We start from the raw sequence: 17,875 nt of genomic DNA on the forward strand, positions 1-17,875 counted from the left end.
GCGCCCACCCCATCTAGGTGATGAAGTGGGCGCGGCCGTGAGCCAAGCCTTGAGGCTTAGCGGAAACTAAGCGGAAGCTTTAGTTGCCAGCGAGCTTGTCGCGCAGTGCAGCGAGCTGCTCGTCGGAAGCCAGGGAGCCGCCAACTTCTGCTTGAGTCTCGGATGCCGGAGCTGCATCAGAGGAATCAGAGGAGTAGTTGGAGGACTCTGCAGACTCAGCAGCCTCAGCGGCTGCGGCGCGGTTGCGCTCGATCTGAGCGGTGTGCAGGTTGAAGCGACGCTCGGACTCTGCGTAGCGTGCCTCCCATGCCTGACGCTGCTCGTCGAAGCCTTCCTTCCACTCGTTGGTCTCAGGGTCGAAGCCCTCAGGGAAGACATAGTTGCCCTGCTCGTCGTAGGAGTCAGCCATGCCGTACTTGGACGGATCGAACTCTTCGGTGTAGTCCTCGTCTGCCTGCTTAACGGACAGGGAGATACGACGACGCTCGAGATCGATGTCGATGACCTTGACCATAACTTCCTGGCCAACGGTGACAACCTGGTCCGGAACCTCGACGTGGCGCTGAGCCAGCTCGGAGATGTGAACCAGGCCCTCGATGCCCTCTTCGACGCGAACGAAGGCGCCGAACGGGACGAGCTTGGTGACCTTGCCCGGAACGATCTGGCCCACAGCGTGGGTGCGGGCGAATACGCGCCACGGATCTTCCTGGGTAGCCTTCAGGGACAGGGAAACGCGCTCGCGGTCCAGATCGACGTCCAGAACCTCAACGGTTACCTCGTCACCAACGGTGACAACCTCGGATGGGTGGTCGATGTGCTTCCAGGACAGCTCGGAAACGTGAACCAGGCCGTCGACACCGCCGAGATCGACGAAGGCGCCGAAGTTGACGATGGAGGAAACAACGCCCTTGCGGACCTGACCCTTCTGCAGCTGGTGCAGGAACTCGGAGCGAACCTCGGACTGGGTCTGCTCCAGGTATGCACGGCGGGACAGGACAACGTTGTTGCGCTGCTTGTCCAGCTCGATGATCTTTGCTTCCAGCTCCTGGCCGATGTACGGCTCCAGGTCACGGACGCGACGCATCTCAACGAGGGATGCAGGCAGGAAGCCACGCAGGCCGATATCCAGGATGAGGCCGCCCTTGACAACCTCGATAACGGTACCGGTAACAGGCTCTTCCTTGGCCTGCAGCTCCTCGATGGCGCCCCATGCGCGCTCGTACTGTGCACGCTTCTTGGACAGGATCAGACGACCTTCCTTGTCCTCCTTGGTGAGAACAAGTGCGTCAACCTCATCGCCGACCTCAACAACCTCGTCCGGGTTGACGTCGTGCTTGATGGACAGCTCGCGGGAAGGGATAACGCCTTCGGTCTTGTATCCGATGTCCAGCAGTACCTCGTCGTGGTCAACCTTGACGACGGTACCCTCGACAATGTCACCATCGTTGAAGTACTTGATGGTGGCGTCTACAGCTGCGAGGAAGTCCTCTGCGGTTCCGATATCGTTAATCGCAACCTGCGGGGTGTTAGAAGATGGCATATTGAAAAAATGCTCCGAATAAATGTAGGAAATCGAAATTGGACAACTGCGCGTCTCTCGAAAAAAGCTTGCTAAGCTGCGCAAATGCAGCTAAAAAGAGAAATATTCGATCCCGCCTCGTGATTGCTTAAAGCCTTCCTACAGGGACTTAGAACAACCCGTGGCATAGACACGCCCGTCCAACACTACATCTGTCCAGCTTAAAGGGCAAATACACGGACCAACTATTTTGCAAAGGATTTTCTCCCACCGTGACTTCCCCCTCGCACGCGAACCAGGCCTACTGGGATAGCGACGCCACCAACTACCACGCCGAGCACCCCGACTACCTTTCCTCCTTTTATTGGTGCCCAGAAATGCTCCACGAGGACCAAGCACACTTGCTAGGCGACGTCTCGGCTTCTTCCGTCCTCGAAATTGGCTGCGGCTCCGCCCCGTGTACCCAATGGCTCCAGACACGCGCGCACTTCGCCACCGGCTTCGATATCTCCCGCGGCATGCTCAACCACGCTGCACTCGGACTCCCCTTAACCCAAGCCGATGCGCTTTCACTCCCCTACGCCACCGACTCCTTCGACGCCGCATTCTCGGCTTTCGGCGCCTTTCCCTTCCTTGCCAACCTTGACTTAGCCCTAAGCGAAGTTTCCCGCGTTCTTAAACCAACCGGTCGCTTTGTCCTTTCGGCCAACCACCCGATGCGCTGGATATTCCCTGATGACCCCGCCGATCTGACGGCCGATATCAGCTATTTCGATCGTGCTTATCTGGAGCAAGACCGCGGTGGCAACCTGACCTATGCGGAATTTCATCGCACTATCGCCGATTGGTTTCAGGCTTTACAGGGCGAAGGCCCTTTCCTAATCGAGGACATTATCGAGCCCGAATGGCCTAAGGATCTCACCACCACTTGGGGCCAATGGTCGCCAGAGCGAGGCGAAATCTTCCCCGGCACGATTATTTTCGTCTGCCGGAATTGCCGCTAACCTATGGGCATGTTTCTGGATCGACTTGGCCTACTTTTGCGCCGTGGCCTCGCATGGTGGATCGACGCTTTCCTGGCAGCGGCCGTGATCGTTGTGGCGCGCTGGGCAATCAATGCACTTGCCGACGCCCCCTTAACCGGCCACACCCTCGAGATTTACAACGCTGTGGTCCTCGCCCTAGTCTTCTACGCCTACCGCGTATGGGCCGAGGCCACGAAGACAACCTCGCTGGGAAAATGGTCACTCAAGCTGGAGATCCTCGCTACCCACCCCGGATGGCGCGCAGCCTGCCTCCGCAATTCCTGGCTGTTACTTTCTATGCTCACGCTGACGGGAGTGCCGTTTATCGTGCCGTTGCTACTCGGCGTCCTAAGCGTGAGTGTCCTCGCCTTCGGCCAAACCCCTTTTGACATGCTGGCCAATTGCCTAGTCGAGCGCCGACCTCAGATGGACACGCCTTCTTTTCGCGGCACCAAATAATACAAGAGCGCAAGGACTACCAGGACAGCGAACATCCAGGAAGATGGGAAAAGGAATGCTAGTGCCGTAGCTACCACCATCACCGCGGCGGCCGTTAGTCTTCTGACCTTCGGGTTGGCTGCCACGCGGGCGATGGTCATGGCGGCCACAACATAAGACACCGCAACAATTCCGTACCCGATGGCATAGGCCTTATGTTCTGCAAGAAACCGTTCAAGCCCGAGGCCAGCAATATCGATGGCTAGAAAGTTTACTTGAATGGCCCAAAGGCTTTCAAAGACGCGGAGGATCCACTTATTCGTCTTCTCTTCTAACGTCACTGCTCGGCAATTCCCTTCTTGGCTTTTCGACTTACACTCATAACTTTTTCCGCACAGAAAAGGCTACCTAAAAACTTAGTGCGCATCGCGCCACAACTTTTGAACTTTCCGTATTGCATAGCCGGGCATGCCCAAGTCCTCAATGGCTTGCTTATTCCACGTCCCACGAACCTGTCCATCCACCACGATGGCGCGGCGAAATACTCCACGATTTCCCGGTACCAGTACTTCATGGACCTCGTTTGTCATCGCAAATAGACGGTCTTGATAACCCAAGATGTACTCGTCAAATGCTCCCAGCAGCAATACTGATTGCTTCTTTCGTGCTTCGGCCATTTCCACTATCTCAGCCGACACAAGGTCCCGGGAATCTTCGCCGCAGCGCACGATGTCCGGCGCGAGGCATTCGGCTGCGGGCCGTATCAGTTTTTGTGGGAGCTTTGCCCACCAGGCAAAGTCCCGCAACGTTGCGGGACCGTGAGTGCGGAAGTACCGAGTCATCAGCTCCGCGGTCGCCGCAACTTTATCGCCGTTGAAGGTCTCCTCTATCCCCGGCAGATCCACCGGTGTGATGAGCTGATCGGCTCCAGAATAAACGGCGTGACCGCTTTCCATTGCTACACGCACAACATGCCAAAAGGGTACGTCGGGCAACGCTGTTGCAGCCCGTTCTTTGAGCTCGGCACGCGAAAGCGGACGGTCAATGAGCTTTGTTACCTCTGCTCGCAGCTCAACATCACCCTTGCGCCCTTTGGCGCAGAGTTCGGTTATCCAGCCTATGTCCTTGATAGAAGCCGCGAAAAGCGTATTGCGCATGGGATACCCACGCACAATGTTTCCAGCATCCGAATGGTCTTTCGCCCGCAAGGCCAGTGACCGGCGCACCGAGTGCAGGTCCTGGCCTTGCATTACGCCGAAAGCGCGGGCCGCCTCCTCAGCACTCTCCCACCGCCGCATGGTTAGGCCTTGCGAGGCGAGCCTCAGGCGCGCCTTTTCCCGGCGAGAGAAAGTAACCGAGCTAGTGGGCTGCGGCATCCCAATCCTTGCCGGCACCGGCGGAGACCTCCAGCGGCACGTTCAGCTCAATCGCTGAGTCCATCTCGCGCTCGAGAATCTCTCGAACTTTGTCCGCCTCACCGGAGGCGACTTCAACTACCAATTCATCGTGCACCTGAAGCAGCACACGGGACTTCAACCCATGCAGTGCGCGGTCCACACGAATCATTGCCACCTTAATGATGTCAGCGGCAGTGCCCTGAATCGGCGCATTAAGTGCTGCGCGCTCCGCGTTCTCGCGTGCTAGGCGGTTATCGGAGTTGAGCTCTGGCAAGTAGCGGCGACGGCCAAAGAGCGTTGCCGTGTAGCCATCCTTGCGGGCTTGGACCACGACTTCATCGAGGTACTTCTTCACGCCGCCAAAGCGCTCAAAGTAGCTTTCCATAATGGACTTTGCCTCGCCCGCCGGAATGCCCAATTGCTGGGATAGACCGAAAGCGGAAAGACCGTAAACCAACCCATAGGACATGGCCTTGACTCGGCGGCGCAGCTCGGGTGTCACTTGGTCAACGGGAACGTCAAAGACTCGAGAGCCAACATAGTTGTGCAGGTCTTCGCCTTCCTTGTAGGCCTCGATGAGGCCCGGGTCAGCGGAGAGGTGCGCCATGACACGCATCTCAATCTGGGAGTAGTCCGCAGTCATGAGTTCATCGAAGCCATCGCCCACGATGAAGGCAGAACGAATCTGGCGGCCTGCTTCGGTGCGCACGGGGATGTTTTGCAGGTTGGGTTCGGTGGATGACAAGCGGCCGGTAGAGGCCACGGTTTGGTTAAACGTGGTGTGAATGCGGCCGTCAGGCTGCACGGTTTTGATGAGACCTTCCAAGGTGGTCTTCATCTTCTGGTACTCGCGGTGTGCCAAGAGATGATCGAGGAAAGGGTGAGGGTTCTTAGCCGCGAGCTGTTCAATCTCCTTGGCCGCGGTGGAATAGCCCGTCTTCGTCTTCTTAGTCTTGGGCAGCTCAAATGTCTCAAAGAGCACGGTTTGCAGCTGCTTCGGCGAGTTAAGGTTGAGCTTGTCATCGCCTGCAAGCTCGCGGGCGGCGCGCTCTTGTTCGGCAACCTGCTCTACAAAGGCATCCTTTTGCGTTTCGAGAATGTCAACGTCGACGGCGATTCCGGTAGCCTCCATGCGCGCCAGAATTGTCACGAGAGGCAGTTCTAGGTCGGTATACAGCTCGAAAGAGTCAATCTCCTGCAGCTCCGCGGTGAGCCTTTCTGCAAGCTCCATAACTGCTGCGGCCTGGTCCACTAGAGAGGAATCATCCAGCAGGGACAGCTGCTCCGTGGCGGCGTTGAGGGTCTTTTGGAGGTGGCGCTGGTAGACGTCGGCAAGCGCGTAAGTGCGCTGACCAGGGCGAAGCAGGTAGGCAGCAAGGGCCGTGTCGTGGGCGATGCCGGCAAGCTCAATACCGCGGCCAGCGAGCATATGGAAGGCCGCCTTTGCCTCGTGGAAATACTTCGGCGCATCAGATTCCAACCACTGAGCCAGGGCCTTATCGTCCTCGGCAGAAAGATCGCCCAGCTCCACTTGCAGGCCGTGGCGTTCTTGGTCCACGAAAGCAATCGCCGAAGCATCACCCTGCCCCGGGTTTCCCTCGCCTTGGACATACACCGCAACGTGCTTACGGCCTGGCAGCCACTGAGACAATGGCTCATCGTCGATGACTGTTTCTAGCTCTTGGACTTCCTCGGCTTGCTGCGCTGCCTCAGCACCATCATTGGGAATGGCGGCGAGTACGCGATCGCGCAGGTTGGTACCGAACTCTAGGTCATCGAACTTGGCGGCAACGTCGGCGACCTTGGCTTCCTTAAAGGCCAAATCAGCAGGACCGACTTCTAAGTCCATGTCCGTGATCATCTGGGTGAGTTTCCGGTTCATCTGCACCTGCTCGATGCGCTCGCGGAAGTTATTGCCCACCACGCCCTTAATTTCCTCGGCGTGCTCTACCAAGGATGCCAAGTCTCCATACTTGACTATCCACTTGGTGGCAGTCTTCTCGCCCACCTTTGGGATGCCCGGCAAATTATCGGAAGGATCGCCACGCAGCGCGGCAAAGTCTGGGTACTGCGCGGGGGTGAGACCGTACTTTTCTTCTACCGCGGATGGGGTAAAGCGGTGGAGCGTGGATACGCCCTTCATGGGATAGAGCACCGTCGTGGACTCATTAACCAACTGCAGGTAGTCACGGTCACCGGTAACGATGAGGGTCTCATAGTCCTGCGCCTCGGTAGCAAGGGTAGCCAGAATGTCATCGGCCTCGAAGTTCTCCCGAGAGAGGGTGGTAATTCCCAGTACCTCGAGCACCTCGCGAATGAGGTCTACCTGACCCTTGAATTCTTCCGGCGCAGCCTCGCGCTGGGCCTTATAGTCCGGAAACATCTCGGTGCGGAAGGTTTTGCGCCCCACGTCGAATGCCACCGCAATGGCGTCGGGGGCCTCTTCCGCCACGATATTAGAGAGCATCGATAAGAAGCCATACACGGCATTGGTGTGCTGACCTCCTGAGGTGGAGAAATTATCCACCGGCAGGGCATAGAAGGCGCGAAAGGCCATAGAGTGGCCGTCAATGAGCAGAAGTCGAGGCTGATTAGTAGTCACCTGCCCCATCCTAGAGAAGCACGCCGACATCCGAACACCCCGGTGCAGATTTTGTGAATGACGTGGGCATTCCCCCGCTGCCCCTACCCAATTAGGAATTCGCCTAGTGCCTGCGCTACTATTTTCACAGTCAAAGGCAGTCCGCCTTTACACTGTGCGCCCCTGTAGCCCAATTGGCAGAGGCAACGGATTCAAAACCCGTCCAGTGTGAGTTCGAGTCTCACCAGGGGCACTTTTCGTAACAACCCTCTGACCGGGAACTTCCTGGTAGGGGGTTGTTTTTTCATGTTACGAAACTGCAGTCATTGCGATCATTACGATCAGGACGCTCACAAAATGTTGTCAAATGTTGTCACGGAATCAGGCCCACAGATCCGCCATTTTCGCAGACACAGACCCTAGGTCGTCGTCAAAAAGATCCGCATACGTGTTTATTGTCATGGCTGCGTCCTCGTGCCCCAGCTGCCTGCTCACCACCAAAACAGTGGCCCCGCACTGATAAGCAGAGACGCCGCGGTGTGCCGGAGTCCGTGTGGGGTGATGTGCGGGAATGTGGGGTCTTCGGACTGTAGACGCGCCACAGCTTCTGTGAACCACGATCCTGAGCTGGGCAAACGCATAGGGGTAGTTGGGTCTCCGGGGCTGTGGAATAGGTATTCTCCTGGCCCTACTGCTGCTACACGTGCTCGAAGATCGTCAGCCACAACGTCAGAGAACGCTACTGTTCTGGTTTTGCGTGTTTTTGGTGGGCCTACGACGATTTTCCCACCCACGGTAATGGCAGAACGCCGTACGACAAGACGTCGGGTGGAAAAACTAACATCCTCGGGGGTAAGGCCAGCCAGCTCCCCGAAACGCAGCCCTGTGGTCGCCAGTACCCGCACCGCGTCCCCATGCCGAGAACACTCGTCAGCGAGGCGTCTAACCTGGTCAACAGTCAAATACACTTTTCGGGGAGGGTTTTTCTTGGGAAGCACAATCCCCTGACACGGTGATTTAGGGATATACCACCCTGACACACCCTCACCACGTAAGCTATGACTATGGGAAAGCTGATTGGGGAGCGACATGTTTCCGTCATCCTTTTTGAAGGATTCGAGGTGTTAGACGTCTTTGGGCCGGTGGAGCTTTTGAGTCAGGTTCCGGACATACGTATAAGTTTTTTAGGAAAGGAAAAAGAGCCCGTCCAGAGCACCCAGGGCGTACGTGTCTTGACAGATCTGCCTTACACAAACCTCGAGAATCCGGATATTCTCCTGATCCCCGGGGGTGCGGGGACGCGAACCCTAGTTCAAGACACCACTTTCCTGTCCTGGTTAAAGGAAACGGGACAGCGCGCCGAGATAGTGGCATCGGTCTGTACTGGTTCAGCCCTACTGGCAGCCGCGGGTCTCCTTAAAGGGCGCCGAGCAACGAGCAACAAGAGGGCATTCGGTTGGGTTTCTTCCTTGGATGATGATGTTGAATGGCTATCTCAAGCCCGCTGGGTGGAGGATGGAAAAATATGGACATCCTCGGGCGTTGCGGCGGGTTTGGACATGACTGCCTCGCTGATCCAGCACCTCTTCGGCGCAGAAGCTTTTGAAGAAGCGACCACGCTAGCGGAATATCAGCCACAAACAGACAGCACTGTCGACCCCTTCGCCCATATTTATGGCCTCATCTAGTTCACCTTATAAAAAGCCCCAGCTGGCCTACCCGACCCCCGCAGACACACCTCATCCCAAACCAGACAGTCGACGACGCCCAAGATAGACCACGGACTACGGGCAGGTGCACGAAAAACGCCCGGGCAGTGGTGTTGTTGTGCATCGTGGGAGTCATCGGTGCCGCCATCGACTTCGGCACCATGCACTTCCTTGAAACCTCCGAGGCAAACGCCCTGATCAGCCGGGCAAACAGTTACATCCTGGGCAGCCTGTTCGCCTACTACGCCAATAGCGTTGTCACTTTCTCCGGCAACCGGTCCACCACCGAGAAGCTGAGGGCCTTCATCGTCTACACCGCGTGTTTGATCAAGGCGGTGCTGGGCAACAAGCTCGCCCGTATCCCGCTGGCGGATTTCGAGCACACGGTTTTCCTCTCGTGGGTGATTTCGCAGGCAACAGCCACCACTCTCAACTTCATCCTGCAGAGCAAGTGGCTGTTCACCAGCGAAAACACCTCGCGGTGAGCGCATTCCGCTCCGCCAAGCCCCTGCCGAGTAAGCGATAACCCGGCAAGCACCCCTCATCCTGCCCGGCAGGGCAAGGTGGGAGAAGGACTGTCGGGTTAGACGTCCATCTCGTTCGAGGTGGGAGTTCCATCCCTCTTCGTCTTGACCGTCACGGGGTGCCCTCCGAACATGTACCCGTCGTCGAACTCGACGCCAATGTTTCCCCTGTGGGGAATGTTCACCGCAGTCGGAGTCAGTTTGGCGTAGACGTCCTCCACCCCGAGTTTCGGGGCGGGTGTCGGCCTCCCTTCCGCCTCGGCCACATCGTGGCGCCACCGGTTCGCGGCCGGAAGGGTGTTGTTGCAAAGTTCGGGAGACAGGAAGACCTGCGCGAAATAATCACAGCCATGGGTATCTTCTCTGGTCGTCATTTCCCCTCGTGACATCATCCTGCGGGCAGTGCGGTGGTACTGCCGCTACGGGCTCAGCTACCGCGATCTGGAAGAAATGATGATCGAGCGGGGCGTGCCAGTCGATCACACCACGATCTACCGCTGGGTCCAGAAATACGCCCCTGAGCTGGACAAGCAAACACGGCGGTCCCGGCAGGTACCCGACTGACAGGCCACTTCCTGGCGAGTGGATAAGACCTATATCCGGGTCGGCGGCAGGTGGTGCTACCTCTATCGGGCGATCACCGCCGGTGGTCAGACCCTGGACTTTTACCTCTCTCCGAAGCGGAACGTGGCCGCAGCGAAGCGTTTCCTGGCCAAGGCCCTCAGATCCAATGCATCAGCCGGGTATCCCAGAGTGATCAACACCGATAAAGCACCCTCCCTAGCCAGGGCAATCGCCGAGTTGAAGTCAGAGGGAATCTGCCCGCCAACAGTGGAACACCGGCAGGTGAAATACCTCAACAACATCCTGGAAGGCGACCATGGTCGGCTGAAGCGGATCCTCGGGCCGAAAGGCGCGTTTAAGAACCGGACATCTGCATATCGGACGTTGAAAGGGATGGAGGCGATGCACTCATTGCGGAAAGGGCAAGGCACGATGTTTGCCTACGGGCAACCGAACCCGGACGCGGTGATCGTCAACCGGGTGTTCGAGGCTGCCTGAGAACGCCGACCCGCAGCGAGCATCAGAGGATGAAGACTGGGTCGTCACGGCTCTCCGCCTGAAGTTTGCAACAGCACCATGCGGGTTAGGTACCCACACACAAACCATCAGACACTCTCATCATAGTTGTCAAATCGTTGTCACAAACCGGGTCATCGTAAATTATCCCCTGGTCAGACTATTAAATTACGACAGGCCGTGTGAGTTCGAGTCTCACCAGGGGCACAACGAGAAAAGACCTCGGTTTCCACTAAGTCAGGGAAACCGAGGTCTTTGCTTTAGCCCAGATCAGGCAGGGTTGGCAGGTGGTACTTGCGCAGCACTGCGTTGATCTGAGGGATGGAAGCCTTCAGCTGCGGTAGCGCTAGACCGATGAGTCCGGCCACGCCTGCGATGCCGAGGATTGCTCCCAAGATGGCGGGCTTCGAGCTCGCGTCGCTGCTCGAAGCGGAGCTACCTGCGGACGGCTGCGTAGTATCGGCCGGTTCGCCGTCATCGTGTGCACGGGCGGTAAGCCATTCCTCCTTGCCCAGAACACCCTGGGTCAGGCGGGTCTCGCCGATCCAGCCGTACCACGGGTCCTGCGGGCGCTGGTTATCAAAACCACCGCCCATAACCCACTGCAGGTCACGCGGGAGAAGACCTTCGGCACCTACCGCGTTGCGCAAGATAGGCGCACCGTTGATGAACATCTCCACGCTATCGCGCTCCGGATCATTGACCACGGCGATGTGCATCCACTCGTCCTTGGGTACCTCGTGGGACCATACGGTAGAACCGCTTCCCTGCTTCGGCTCCGCCCACCAGCGCAGCTCGCGGAGATTGGAGATACCAAACATGACGGTGGGGTCCGTGTCATCAGAGCCGTCCACCAGCTTATTAATGGCAGAGTCGCGGCTGAGCGCGCTTCCCCAACCATGCTGGGCACCATTGAAGTCCTTCGGAATCTTGACGAAGGACTCGAAGGTGTACCCCTTGGTAGTATCCACGCTATTGGCCGGCGCGCCCTTGTCGGTGCGGAACTCGGCGTTGCCGACCTTGCCCGCTGGGTCGGACCAGAAGAGTGAGCCAGAATCAGAAGACAGCGGGTGGTGATCGGAGCTATAGGTCACCCGATCACCTAGCATCGCGCCAGAGCGATGCAGGTCGCTGCCGGAATCGCTGGAAACGTCGGGGATGGTGGTGCCACGGCCGGCAGGGGCGCCGTCGGCAAGCGCATGCCCGTCCTTGTCTTGGGCCTGGCCCGGGCGCCAGTGGAATACCGTGTGGTCGTTCTTGGCAAAGTCATCCGCGCCCTTGGGCAGCTCATCCTCCGCGATGGTATAGGGCCTATAGCCTTCCGCGGCGATGTCGCGCGCACGCTGTGCCAGGTCCGGCTGGTGGCCCTCACCCACGGTGAAATCCGGGGAAAAGGAGGAAAAGCGCTGCTCAAAGTCGAACGGGATGGCGTAGCTATCGCCCTTGTCATCTAGGGTGAGCTTGTCGAACTGCGTCAGTTCCTCGTGCGGCTTCTGCGCTACCCACGGCGAGAGCGCGGTCATCTCCAGCTGCTTGCCGGAAAGGTCGAACTCGAGCACTCCCAGCAGACCATTTCCGCCCTGGTAAGCCATTTGATAGTCCTGCAAGATGGAAACGACATCGTGACCGGCATCGTTCTTATCCACGCGGTAGCCCGCACCGTGGTGGTGGCCGCCCATCACCAGGAAGATCTGGTCGTTGCGCTTGATGAACTTATCCCACAGGCCCTTGCCATAGTCATCGGAATAGAAGACGTTACCCTCGCCATCGATATTGAGGGCCTCATGGGTGGTCACAATGACCGGAAGGTCTGGGTGCTGATCAATGATGCCTTGCGCCCACTCAATGGCTTTTTCATCGGCGCGCCAGCCCAGCGCAAGGTTGAGGTACTTCTGACCCTCGGCTTCAAAGATGTGGGCCTCGGAGTCATTATTGACCGCAGTGTAACGTTCTTGGAAAGTCTCCGGATTAGCGGCCTTGGCACGATCGGCGCTAAACCACTTGTCATACGGGTGAGCCGACGCACCCTCCACGTCCATGTCGTGATTGCCGGGCAGAATCGAGTAGTTCAGATCCGAGTCGTCGAGGACCTGCATGGCCTTATCGGCTACCTGCCATTCGCCCTCCACGTTCCACTGGTCTACAACGTCACCCAGGTGGGTGACGAAGTCCATGTTCAGCTCGTCTTGGTGGTCTACCAACCATTGAGTTTGGGACAAGTAGGGTTCGCTTCCGTAGCGAGCTTGGGCCAAGTTGCCCGTCTCCGGGGTGGAATAGCGCGAATAGAACTGGGTATCCGGTAGGACGCCGATGCTAAAGCGAGAACCCTCGCTGGGCGACGCCCCCTCGGCCCCAACCTCCGCAGCGCCTGCTGCCGGTACAACGATGAGGTTGCCCACCACCGCGGTTGCAGTTAGCGCTGGCAGGACAAATCGATTTTTCATAGAGAGTCCTTTAAGACTGGAAAGGAATGCTTGCACAGGGGAAATGGCGGGAATACGCGAGGGATTCTAGGGTGCGAACCTTTCAGTTAGTTGACTCCCGCGTAAACAGAAGACTGAATAATGGGAAACTTATGGTTGCCTCTGAAAAAGACATCTTCCCGTGTGAGATTCCGTATAACCTGCCCCAAACTGCATAGTTGCATTGGGGTGCATTAAACTGACAGAATATTCATGAATACGGTTTTACCTCTACGGTTAGGGAGAAGATCCTCCCCTCCCGCGGTAGGTAGCCCACCGCCCTCTAATGAAAGATATGCATTACGCTTCACGGCGGTTCGCCTAGCCTCACGCTTCGGCACTTTTCTGTCGCCTTGCTAGGCCAGTCGCCCTCCGCACCAGTCCCCTCCCAGGTAGATTTTTAATTTATGCAATACATTTTGAACGCAATCCGCGGCGCCCTCATCGGCATGGCCGAGCTTGTACCGGGCATCTCCGGTGGCACCGTGGCGCTCATCGTGGGCATTTATGAACGCGCAGTCCACAACGCCAACGATCTCATCTCCGGCCGCTTCAAAAAGGTGGAATGGAGCTTCCTCATCTCCGTAGCAATCGGCATGTTCATCGCCGTCTTCGGAATGTCCACCGTGCTATCTAACTTCGTAGATAATCACGTATCGGCGTCCGGGGCGCTCTTTTTGGGCATGGTGGCCGTGTCCATTTTTGTACCGCTATCCATGCTCTCCAAGCAGGAACGGCTACACCCCTCGTCCATCATCGCGTTCGTCGTTGCCACGATTGCCATCTTCTTTATCACCGGCTTCACCTCCGAACCGCACGAGAACCCCAGCCTTATTGTGGTCTTCTTCGCCGCCGCCATCGCGGTATGCGCACTTATCCTGCCTGGCATCTCCGGTTCGCTCATCCTGCTGACCATGGGCCTCTACCAGCCCATCATTGGCGCCGTTTCGGATCGGGACCTGGGCACTATCGCCGTCTTCGCCTTAGGTGCCTTGTGTGGTCTTGCGGCGTTTATCAAGGTATTGAACTTCCTGTTGGATCATCACCGCGCCCCCACGCTGATGGCCATGGCAGGTTTCATGCTCGGTTCTCTGCGCGCACTGTGGCCGTGGGGAGCTGACCAAGATGCCTCTAGCGGCATCATCATCGGCATGTTCATCCTCGGTGCGCTTATCGTCTCCGCGTTCATCTTCGTAGACATGAGGAAGGCCCGCGCTATAGATGAAAGGACGGCGCAAAAATAATGCCGCGCTCGTTTTCTCGCCGCGCAACTATCGCCGCGGTCCTCGTCCCCACGCTGAGCCTGGGCGCCTGCGTCACCAACGAGGAAGATTCCACACCGGACGGCTGGGAAGAACCCCATTCCGCAATGGTGCCGGAAATTGCCGCCATGTATAACGACAACGATGGCGTCCTCACTGCCGGAACTAACCCACCCTATGCCCCATTTCAGCTTAAGGATTCCCACGGCGCACTCCAAGGCGTCGAACTCGATCTTGCTCGCGCCGTTGCCGGCGTCTTGGGCCTCGATTTCCAGCCCGTGGAACAGGACTTCTCCATGATCCTGCCCGCCGTGCAATCGGGCCAGATTGATATGGGCGCATCCGGGTTCACGGATAACCCCGAGCGCCGCAATGAATTCGACTTTGTAGATCACCTCTACGCTGGCATCCAGTGGGCCGAGCGAGTAGATGGACCTAAGAAGGTTGACCCAGATAATCCTTGCGGCTTGACCGTTGCGGTGCAGCGCACCACGGTATCTGAAACCGACGATGTGCGCCCTAAGAAGGATGCGTGCAACGGCGATCTCACAGTCTTGTCTTATGACACCGGTGACAACGCCGCGCTGGCAGTACTTATGGGGCGCGCAGATGCCCTGTCTGCAGACTCCCCAGTAACGGCGTGGGCGGTCAATCGCTCCGAAGGAAAAATGCGGCAGGTAGGCGATATGTTCCAAGCATCGCCCTATGGCTTTGCCGTACCCAAGGATTCCGATTTGGGCAAGGCCTCGGCTGCGGCACTGCAACACCTCATCGAAACCGGTGAGTATGCAGAAATTTTGTCCCGTTGGGGCATCGAGGATGGCTTAATAGACCAGGCAATGATTAATGAAAGGCCGATCAATGGTTAATGAAAATGCGGCGACGCCAGCTACGGCAGAGCCTAAGGAAAAGCCCGCCAAGATCGAGGCGCGACCTCTACGCCACCCGTGGCGCTGGGTCTTCGCCGGCCTGCTTATCGTGCTCGGCGTGTGGTTTATCATTGCTTCCGCCCGCAACGAGGCATTTGGCTGGGACACTTACTTCCAGTACCTCTTTGATGAGCGCATCGCGCTTGCCTCCTTGCACACCATCGCCATCACCATTTTGTCCATGATCATCGGCGTTGTCGGTGGTGCCATCCTTGCGGTTATGCGCATGTCCCCCAACCCGGTGCTGCGCAGCGTCTCCTGGATATTCCTCTGGGTCTTCCGCGGAACACCGATCTATGTGCAGCTGGTGTTCTGGGGACTGCTCTCCGCCATCTACCAATCCATCAACTTGGGCTTTACCGAGGTGTCTTTGCAGACGATCCTCACCAACGCCTTCTTCCTTGCGGTGATGGGACTGGGCCTTAATGAAGCTGCCTATATGGCCGAGATCGTGCGCTCCGGTATCACCTCCGTTCCCGAGGGCCAGAAGGAAGCCTCCAAGGCACTGGGCATGTCCTGGTGGATGACCATGCGCCGCACCGTCCTTCCGCAGGCCATGCGCATTATCATTCCGCCCACAGGCAATGAGTTCATTTCTTTGCTCAAGACCTCTTCCCTCGTGGTGGCCATTCCTTATACCGAGGAAATCTTCGGTCGCACCACGGATATTTCCGCCGCCCTCTTCCAGCCCATCCCGCTGCTGCTGGTCGCAGCTTCCTGGTACCTCGTAGTTACGTCCCTGCTGATGGTGGGTCAGTACTTCCTGGAGCGCCGCTTTGAGCGCGGTGCGACCCGCGAACTTACTGGCCGCCAACTTGCTGCGCTGGCAGACGCTGAAGGCACTATCCCCCGCAACGTATCCGTGATTTCGGAGGCTAAAAACTAATGGCTACTCCCATGATTTCCGCCCAGAACGTCCATAAGTCCTTCGGACAACTCGAGGTCCTCAAAGGCATTGACCTTGAGGTCCAGCCCGGCGAAGTGGCCTGCCTGTTGGGCCCCTCGGGCTCCGGCAAGTCCACCTTCCTGCGCTGCGTCAACCACCTTGATAAGGCAACTGCGGGCCGACTCTACGTCGACGGCGAGCTGATTGGCTACCGCGAAAAGAACGGCACCCTTTATGAGATCAGCGAAAAGGAAGCCGCAGAGCAGCGCTCCGATATCGGCATGGTCTTTCAGTCTTTCAACCTCTTCCCCCACCGCACGGTGATTGAAAACATCATCGAGGCACCGGTGCAGGTGAAAAAGATTCCGGAAGAAACCGCCCGCGCCCGCGCTATGGAGCTGCTGGAAGACGTTGGCTTGGCGTCCAAGGCCAATAACTACCCGGTGCAGCTCTCTGGCGGCCAGCAACAGCGCGTTGCCATCGCTCGTGCGGTGGCCATGGACCCTAAGCTCATGCTTTTCGACGAACCTACGTCCGCCCTCGACCCCGAGCTCGTCGGCGAAGTGCTGCGCGTTATGAAGGACCTCGCGGCCGAAGGCATGACCATGCTCGTAGTCACCCACGAGATGGGTTTTGCGCGCGAGGTAGCCGACAAGGTCTTCTTCATGGACGGCGGCGTGGTCATTGAGTCCGGCAGCCCTGCTAAGGTGCTGGATAACCCGCAACAGCCACGCACCAAGGACTTTTTGGCTTCGCTGCTCTAATTCCCGCAGCACTCCGCAGAGTACCTTCAGCCCGCCGCCCTCTTCCGCGAAGAGGACCGGCGGGCTTTGCCGTGGCTCACTCGCCTACGAAAGCGTCAAAATGCCCCGAATCAGTGCGCTGGCCGCGCCCAACCCGGCAACGCTTAGTGAGAGCACGCGGGCCTTTTCTCGTGGAACACGCCGAGCAATGCGGGTGCCGGCCCAAATGCCGACGAACATACCTAAGACTCCGGCGGGCCACATCACCCAAGGCAGACCATCAAAGTGGGCCGCACCAGTTAGCGTCTTGGTCATCACGGAAAAGAATCCGCCTACGACAAAAATCGGCTGCAGCGTAGCTGCGTAGACATGTTGGGGCCACTTTGCCGCCTGGGCGTAGACGGTAATAACCGGGCCGGCCACGCCCGCCAAAGTATTGGTAAAGCCGCCGAGAATACCCGCGGAGATGGCAGGGCCTTTGCCCTCCATCGGCGGGACAAACTTCTTTCCAAATGTCACTACGGCTAATGCAGCCAGAAGCGCAGCGCCCACCACGATCATGAGCCCTGCCGTGTCCATGCGCCTAATGAGCAACGCCGCGGCCAAGGAGCCAATCACCATAACTGGGGCGATCAGGCCGAACTTTTTCCAGCTCACATTTTCACGCACAGAATAGGTGGTCAGAATCGCATTTATGCAGGCCAGAACGTTGATCACCAGGATGCCTTCGACCGGCCCCATAATGAGCATGAGGATGGGGCCGCCGATGAGGCCGAGCCCCATTCCGGATACCCGTTGCAGAGTCGAACCAACGACAACGACGAGGAAAATAATCAGCGCGAGGCTCACTGACGGTATTTCTCCTTTACGGCACGACCTACAGGCTCGGGGAACATACCCGTCACGTCGCCGCCAAACTTGGCTACCTGCTTACACAGCGAGGAGCTGATATAGCCGTACTTCTCGTCCGTGAGTAGGAAGACAGTATCGATACCGGAAAGACGCCGGTTCATCTGCGCCATGGGCAGCTCATATTCATAATCCAGAGAGCTACGCAGTCCCTTCACTAGGACGTCTGCCCCATGCTCCGTGGTGTAATCCACCAACAGCCCGGAACAATAATCCACCTTGATGGAAGAATCCACGCTCTGGCGGATAAGTTCCATACGCTCCTCCACGCTAAAAAGCCCAGAGGGCTTGTCGGGATTACCGGTAACCAACACAGTGACCTCATCGAACATCTGGTTAGCGCGATTGATGATATCGACGTGACCTAAGGTGACGGGGTCGAAGGATCCAGGGCAGACGGCCTTAGTCATG

General features: G+C 57.7%; 17 protein-coding genes, 1 tRNA gene and 1 pseudogene. 10 read left to right on the forward strand and 9 right to left on the reverse strand.

Annotation, left to right across the window (positions count from 1 at the left end; genetic code table 11):
- Nucleotides 1–79: 79 nt before the first annotated feature.
- The gene (gene rpsA / locus QP915_RS00160; protein ID WP_023021654.1) at nucleotides 80–1,540 is read right to left on the reverse strand and encodes a 30S ribosomal protein S1; all 1,461 of its coding nucleotides are present in this window, start codon (nucleotides 1,538–1,540) and stop codon (nucleotides 80–82) included.
- A 251-nt stretch (nucleotides 1,541–1,791) separates the two neighbouring features.
- On the opposite strand from rpsA, the gene QP915_RS00165 reads away from it, so the two are divergent.
- A complete protein-coding gene (locus QP915_RS00165; protein WP_284767361.1) occupies nucleotides 1,792–2,523 on the forward strand; it encodes a class I SAM-dependent methyltransferase in 732 nt (243 codons plus the stop codon).
- A gap of 9 nt (nucleotides 2,524–2,532) precedes the next feature.
- A complete protein-coding gene (locus tag QP915_RS00170) occupies nucleotides 2,533–3,003 on the forward strand; it encodes an RDD family protein (protein ID WP_284767362.1) in 471 nt (156 codons plus the stop codon).
- On the opposite strand, the gene QP915_RS00175 is transcribed toward QP915_RS00170, so the two are convergent.
- The 3 genes from QP915_RS00175 to polA form a co-directional block, all read right to left on the reverse strand.
- Complete coding sequence (locus QP915_RS00175; RefSeq protein WP_284767364.1) at nucleotides 2,967–3,323, reverse strand: hypothetical protein; 357 nt, start codon at nucleotides 3,321–3,323, stop codon at nucleotides 2,967–2,969. The genes QP915_RS00170 and QP915_RS00175 overlap by 37 nt on opposite strands.
- 75 nt (nucleotides 3,324–3,398) lie before the next feature.
- Nucleotides 3,399–4,280 (reverse strand): DNA glycosylase AlkZ-like family protein, encoded by an 882-nt coding sequence (locus tag QP915_RS00180; protein ID WP_284767365.1) that lies wholly within the window; start codon nucleotides 4,278–4,280, stop codon nucleotides 3,399–3,401.
- Nucleotides 4,281–4,341: 61 nt separating this feature from the next.
- Entirely contained in the window at nucleotides 4,342–6,990 is a 2,649-nt protein-coding gene (gene polA, locus QP915_RS00185) for a DNA polymerase I (RefSeq protein ID WP_284767366.1), read from the reverse strand.
- Between the two features lie 149 nt (nucleotides 6,991–7,139).
- Here polA and QP915_RS00190 point away from each other — a divergent pair.
- A tRNA-Leu gene (locus QP915_RS00190) sits at nucleotides 7,140–7,213 on the forward strand.
- A 238-nt stretch (nucleotides 7,214–7,451) separates the two neighbouring features.
- Here the strand turns inward: QP915_RS00190 and QP915_RS11700 are convergent.
- Complete coding sequence (locus QP915_RS11700) at nucleotides 7,452–8,051, reverse strand: tyrosine-type recombinase/integrase (protein ID WP_350309416.1); 600 nt, start codon at nucleotides 8,049–8,051, stop codon at nucleotides 7,452–7,454.
- Here QP915_RS11700 and QP915_RS00195 point away from each other — a divergent pair.
- Both QP915_RS00195 and QP915_RS00200 read left to right on the forward strand, forming a co-directional pair.
- On the forward strand, nucleotides 8,025–8,648 hold the full coding sequence (locus QP915_RS00195) for a DJ-1/PfpI family protein (RefSeq protein WP_284767367.1): 624 nt from the start codon (nucleotides 8,025–8,027) through the stop codon (nucleotides 8,646–8,648). The two genes, QP915_RS11700 and QP915_RS00195, sit on opposite strands and share 27 nt — an antisense overlap.
- 146 nt (nucleotides 8,649–8,794) lie before the next feature.
- Nucleotides 8,795–9,154, forward strand: a complete 360-nt coding sequence (locus tag QP915_RS00200) for a GtrA family protein (RefSeq protein ID WP_284767369.1) — start codon at nucleotides 8,795–8,797, stop codon at nucleotides 9,152–9,154.
- Between the two features lie 98 nt (nucleotides 9,155–9,252).
- Here QP915_RS00200 and QP915_RS00205 read toward each other — a convergent pair whose 3' ends face one another.
- Nucleotides 9,253–9,567: a DUF2262 domain-containing protein gene (locus tag QP915_RS00205; RefSeq protein WP_284767371.1), complete on the reverse strand. Its 315-nt coding sequence runs from the start codon at nucleotides 9,565–9,567 to the stop codon at nucleotides 9,253–9,255.
- On the opposite strand from QP915_RS00205, the pseudogene QP915_RS00210 reads away from it, so the two are divergent.
- Nucleotides 9,544–10,255, forward strand: a pseudogene (locus QP915_RS00210) (IS6 family transposase). The gene QP915_RS00205 and the pseudogene QP915_RS00210 overlap by 24 nt on opposite strands.
- A gap of 278 nt (nucleotides 10,256–10,533) precedes the next feature.
- Here the strand turns inward: QP915_RS00210 and QP915_RS00215 are convergent.
- Nucleotides 10,534–12,717, reverse strand: a complete 2,184-nt coding sequence (locus tag QP915_RS00215; protein ID WP_284767373.1) for a LamG-like jellyroll fold domain-containing protein — start codon at nucleotides 12,715–12,717, stop codon at nucleotides 10,534–10,536.
- A 425-nt stretch (nucleotides 12,718–13,142) separates the two neighbouring features.
- Between QP915_RS00215 and QP915_RS00220 the strand changes: the two genes are divergently transcribed.
- Genes QP915_RS00220 through QP915_RS00235 form a run of 4 tightly spaced genes read left to right on the forward strand, consistent with a single transcriptional unit; the run spans nucleotide 13,143 to nucleotide 16,576 of the window.
- The gene (locus tag QP915_RS00220; protein ID WP_284767374.1) at nucleotides 13,143–13,979 is read left to right on the forward strand and encodes a DUF368 domain-containing protein; all 837 of its coding nucleotides are present in this window, start codon (nucleotides 13,143–13,145) and stop codon (nucleotides 13,977–13,979) included.
- Complete coding sequence (locus tag QP915_RS00225; RefSeq protein WP_284767376.1) at nucleotides 13,979–14,866, forward strand: ABC transporter substrate-binding protein; 888 nt, start codon at nucleotides 13,979–13,981, stop codon at nucleotides 14,864–14,866. The genes QP915_RS00220 and QP915_RS00225 overlap by 1 nt, the downstream gene beginning before the upstream one ends.
- A complete protein-coding gene (locus QP915_RS00230) occupies nucleotides 14,859–15,812 on the forward strand; it encodes an amino acid ABC transporter permease (protein ID WP_284767377.1) in 954 nt (317 codons plus the stop codon). Before QP915_RS00225 ends, QP915_RS00230 begins: the two co-directional genes overlap by 8 nt.
- Complete coding sequence (locus tag QP915_RS00235; RefSeq protein WP_284767378.1) at nucleotides 15,812–16,576, forward strand: amino acid ABC transporter ATP-binding protein; 765 nt, start codon at nucleotides 15,812–15,814, stop codon at nucleotides 16,574–16,576. Before QP915_RS00230 ends, QP915_RS00235 begins: the two co-directional genes overlap by 1 nt.
- A gap of 84 nt (nucleotides 16,577–16,660) precedes the next feature.
- On the opposite strand, the gene QP915_RS00240 is transcribed toward QP915_RS00235, so the two are convergent.
- Together QP915_RS00240 and coaD are read right to left on the reverse strand one after the other, a co-directional pair.
- Complete coding sequence (locus QP915_RS00240) at nucleotides 16,661–17,404, reverse strand: sulfite exporter TauE/SafE family protein (RefSeq protein ID WP_239279352.1); 744 nt, start codon at nucleotides 17,402–17,404, stop codon at nucleotides 16,661–16,663.
- Nucleotides 17,401–17,874, reverse strand: a complete 474-nt coding sequence (gene coaD, locus QP915_RS00245; protein ID WP_204609255.1) for a pantetheine-phosphate adenylyltransferase — start codon at nucleotides 17,872–17,874, stop codon at nucleotides 17,401–17,403. The genes QP915_RS00240 and coaD overlap by 4 nt, the downstream gene beginning before the upstream one ends.
- Nucleotide 17,875: the final 1 nt, after the last annotated feature.

It is taken from the genome of Corynebacterium sp. MSK158 (assembly GCF_030229085.1).
In the GTDB taxonomy this organism is placed as follows: domain Bacteria; phylum Actinomycetota; class Actinomycetes; order Mycobacteriales; family Mycobacteriaceae; genus Corynebacterium.

Coding starts and splice junctions, on each gene's coding strand:
- QP915_RS11700 (WP_350309416.1), bottom strand. CDS start 8,051: ATGTCGCTCCCCAATCAGCTTTCCCATAGTCATAGCTTACGTGGTGAG.
- QP915_RS00225 (WP_284767376.1), top strand. CDS start 13,979: ATGCCGCGCTCGTTTTCTCGCCGCGCAACTATCGCCGCGGTCCTCGTC.
- QP915_RS00205 (WP_284767371.1), bottom strand. CDS start 9,567: ATGACGACCAGAGAAGATACCCATGGCTGTGATTATTTCGCGCAGGTC.
- QP915_RS00215 (WP_284767373.1), bottom strand. CDS start 12,717: ATGAAAAATCGATTTGTCCTGCCAGCGCTAACTGCAACCGCGGTGGTG.
- QP915_RS00220 (WP_284767374.1), top strand. CDS start 13,143: ATGCAATACATTTTGAACGCAATCCGCGGCGCCCTCATCGGCATGGCC.
- rpsA (WP_023021654.1), bottom strand. CDS start 1,540: ATGCCATCTTCTAACACCCCGCAGGTTGCGATTAACGATATCGGAACC.
- QP915_RS00230 (WP_284767377.1), top strand. CDS start 14,859: ATGGTTAATGAAAATGCGGCGACGCCAGCTACGGCAGAGCCTAAGGAA.
- QP915_RS00180 (WP_284767365.1), bottom strand. CDS start 4,280: ATGCGGCGGTGGGAGAGTGCTGAGGAGGCGGCCCGCGCTTTCGGCGTA.
- polA (WP_284767366.1), bottom strand. CDS start 6,990: ATGGGGCAGGTGACTACTAATCAGCCTCGACTTCTGCTCATTGACGGC.
- QP915_RS00235 (WP_284767378.1), top strand. CDS start 15,812: ATGGCTACTCCCATGATTTCCGCCCAGAACGTCCATAAGTCCTTCGGA.
- QP915_RS00195 (WP_284767367.1), top strand. CDS start 8,025: ATGGGAAAGCTGATTGGGGAGCGACATGTTTCCGTCATCCTTTTTGAA.
- coaD (WP_204609255.1), bottom strand. CDS start 17,874: ATGACTAAGGCCGTCTGCCCTGGATCCTTCGACCCCGTCACCTTAGGT.
- QP915_RS00170 (WP_284767362.1), top strand. CDS start 2,533: ATGTTTCTGGATCGACTTGGCCTACTTTTGCGCCGTGGCCTCGCATGG.